This window comes from Mesorhizobium sanjuanii (assembly GCF_002529485.1).
GTDB lineage: Bacteria > Pseudomonadota > Alphaproteobacteria > Rhizobiales > Rhizobiaceae > Mesorhizobium > Mesorhizobium sanjuanii.
Genome location: NZ_NWQG01000066.1, coordinates 1 through 2,383 on the forward strand (window position 1 = coordinate 1; position 2,383 = coordinate 2,383).

The following is a 2,383-nucleotide window of genomic DNA, read 5'->3' on the forward strand; positions in this document are numbered from 1 at the left end:
GCTCAAGCGCGCCCATGTCGACGGGCACCAGCGGTACCTCCAGCCCCTTTTCGGCGAGGAAAACGCGAACCCGCCGCGGGTTGGGGGCGCGGCCGCCGTCGAAGAGCTTCATTCCATCCTCCCAGTCCTCTGGCTCGTTGCGACAACTATAGGGTTGTCATCACCAGAAGCGAAAAATTTCTCGCAAGGCATCGCCGATCGAAGCCAGGGTGCCGTGTTTCCTTTCGACCATTTCGCGACCATGGCTCTCGCGCCAATCATGCGGTTCGTCGAAGGTGCCGGCCCAGATGCCGACCTTGCCGCTGCGCGCGGCAGCTTGCTCAGTTTCGAAATCGCCATAGGCGATCGCCCAGCCGGCTTCGACCTGGGCGCGGTTGAGATCCTTGCCGCCGGCCTTGCACTCGCCGAGCAGCCTGCCGTAGCGGTCGCGCTGCCAGCCGGTGCAGGAGACGGGTTTGCCGGATATCAGCCGCACCAGCGACTGTCGCGCCAGCTTGCCGCAGGGATAGTCGGTGCCGCCCCTGCGGCAGATCTGCGAATATTCCGGCGCGTCGATGCCGCGCATGCGGATGCGCTCGGTGCCCAGCGTGATCGTATCGCCGTCGTTGACGATCGCCGCCCCTTCCGTCTTGCGTGTCTCGATCCGGTCGAGGCGTGCGGCCAGGAGGATCAACAGGCCAAGGGCAATGACGGTCAGCCCGTAGTCCACCAGCCTGCGCCACAGGCTTGGCGGCCGCGGCGGAGCGTACCGTCGGCGCGGCCGCCGCGACCACGAACGGCTCATATGGCAAACCGTTGGTTAATCATTCGAACGTAGCTTAACAATTTGAAACCGCTGCCCGCATAAATTGAAGTCTCCATGCCCTTGCAACGCTCGAACACAGCGGACAAGTTTATTGTGGACCGCAGGAAACGCCATCGCAACAGCGATGTCGCGCGCGCGGTCCGCAAGACGCGCGACCGTCTTTCGCAGCAGGCGGGCAATCCTGGTTTCGATCGCGAGCTTCTGAAACTCCACGCCCGTTCGATGATCGGCAGCGCGATCGCCGTTCCGCTTCTCGTCCTGGCGGTTGCCGCGACGGGCCTGTTTGCAGGGATGGGCAAGGAGATCGGCGTCTGGGCACTCTTCATGCTCATCTGCTACGCCATCGTTGCATTCATGGCCGGGCGCATCGACCGCACGGAAGCCGCCGAGATCAACCCGCCGCAAACGCGCAGGGATTTCCTGATCGGCCATTTCCTTTGTGGTCTCGGCTGGACCTGGTTCGCCTGGCTCGGCTGCGACGCCTGCCAGATCGACCAGTTCCATCTGATCAAGGCGGTCGTGCTGCTGCTTGCCATGGCGGCGACGGCGATCACGGCCTCGTCGCTGCACGGTGCACTGCTGGCGATCTTCGCCATTCCGGTGGCGGTTTATGCCTATGCCGGTGCAAGGCTGTGGACGCCGGTTGAACTGATCATGGTTGGCTTGCTGGTCGTATCACTGCCCTTCTTCGCCTATGTGGCGCGCCATCTTAACCGCGCGTCCCTGATGCTTCTGTCATTCCGCTCCGAAAAGGATGCGCTTGTCGCCGAGGTCGAGACGGCGAAGTCGATGTCGGACGAAGCACGGCGGCGGGCGGAAGACGCCAATCTGGCAAAGTCGCGCTTTCTGGCATCGATGAGCCATGAGCTCAGGACGCCGCTCAACGCCATTCTCGGTTTTTCCGAGGTGATGTCGAACGAGGTGCTCGGACCGATGAGCAACCCCACCTATCGCGACTATGCTCGCGACGTCCATGAGTCCGGCCAGCATCTGCTCGACCTGATCAACGAAATCCTCGACCTTTCGCGCATCGAAGCTGGCCGCTATCAGCTCAACGAGGAACCGATGATGCTGCTCTCCGTCGTCGAGGATTGCTGCCATATGATGGAGCTGAAGGCGCGCAACAAGGATATCCGCATCGTCCAGGACTTCGAAAGCGCCTTGCCGCGCCTGTTTGCTGACGAGCGCGCGGTGCGGCAGATCGCGCTCAATCTGTTGTCCAACGCCATCAAGTTCACCGCGACCGGCGGCGAGATCCGCGTGCGCGTCGGCTGGACGGCCGGTGGCGGGCAATATCTTTCGGTCAAGGACAATGGACCTGGCATTCCGGAAGACGAGATTCCGGTCGTGCTGTCCGCCTTCGGCCAGGGCTCGATCGCCATCAAGAGCGCCGAACAAGGCACCGGGCTTGGCCTGCCGATCGTGCAGGGCCTGCTCGCCATGCATGGCGGTCAATTCGAACTCCATTCCAAACTGCGCGAAGGCACCGAGGCGATCGCCATCTTCCCGCTGAGCCGGGTGATGGAGGAATTGCCGGCGCTGCCGACCAAGGCGGTTGCAGCGCGCCGGCGCTGAGGG

General features: G+C 63.1%; 3 protein-coding genes. 1 reads left to right on the forward strand and 2 read right to left on the reverse strand.

The genetic code is table 11. The annotated features are described in order from the left end of the window. Both CN311_RS33395 and CN311_RS12545 read right to left on the reverse strand, forming a co-directional pair. Window positions 1-112 (reverse strand): thioredoxin domain-containing protein (locus CN311_RS33395; RefSeq protein ID WP_483425988.1); only part of this gene is annotated, 112 nt, incomplete at its 3' end. 48 nt (window positions 113-160) lie between these two features. Continuing rightward, window positions 161-784 (reverse strand): thermonuclease family protein, encoded by a 624-nt coding sequence (locus tag CN311_RS12545; RefSeq protein ID WP_097574038.1) that lies wholly within the window; start codon window positions 782-784, stop codon window positions 161-163. A 75-nt stretch (window positions 785-859) separates the two neighbouring features. Here CN311_RS12545 and CN311_RS12550 point away from each other — a divergent pair, with 75 nt between their 5' ends. Further along, complete coding sequence (locus CN311_RS12550; RefSeq protein WP_097574039.1) at window positions 860-2,380, forward strand: sensor histidine kinase; 1,521 nt, start codon at window positions 860-862, stop codon at window positions 2,378-2,380. Window positions 2,381-2,383: the final 3 nt, after the last annotated feature.